The 633-nt window shown below is 60.5% G+C and carries 1 protein-coding gene; it reads right to left on the bottom strand.

The genetic code is table 11. The features are described from left to right. On the bottom strand, nucleotides 1-633 hold a 633-nt coding region (locus IB265_RS36260; RefSeq protein WP_192496229.1), incomplete at both ends, for an IS30 family transposase.

Genomic DNA, 633 nt, shown 5'->3' with positions numbered 1-633 from the left:
CGCGCGCCGATGCCATCTTCCAAAGCCCTGAAGCCGGCGAACTCCGTGCCGCGATCAAAGGTGAAGCTCTGCCGGGCAAAGGCTGGCAAGGGAGAGAACGTTTCGATGATCTTGTCCATGATCGGTCGTGAGTGCCGGCTGGGGTTCTTGATCATGACGGTGTAGCGGCTCTTGCGCTCAACCAAGGACGTGACGTTGGCGTTGCCCAAGTCACGTTGGAAGATCAACAAGTCGCCTTCCCAATGCCCGAACTGCGAACGATCACCAATGAAATCAGGACGTTGCGATATCCTGCAGGCAGCAGGAAAAGTGCCGTCGCGGGGTTTCCTCGAGCCGCGGGAGCGGCGTTTGCGGCGACCTTCCGCCAGATGCTGATAGAGCTCCAGCGCCTGATCTTCCTTGCCGTAGATGAAGCGATAGATCGTCTCGGTACAGACCCGCACGGCGCTCACGCCATCGGCGAGCAGACGACCGGCGATCTGTTCCGGGGACCACAGCGCCTTCAACTGCTCGATCACCAGTTCGCGCAATTGCGGGTGCCGCACAAGCTTCCTCAAACGCTGCCGCCGCTCCTTGCGGATCTCGTCAGCAACCGTTGGGAAGTAGCCGCTATAGTCGGGCAGCTCGCGATCG

This window comes from Ensifer sp. ENS10, from assembly GCF_014852025.1.
GTDB lineage: Bacteria > Pseudomonadota > Alphaproteobacteria > Rhizobiales > Rhizobiaceae > Ensifer.
Note: the sequence above shows the minus strand (reverse complement) of the source record. Positions and strands in the feature narration are given on the sequence as shown.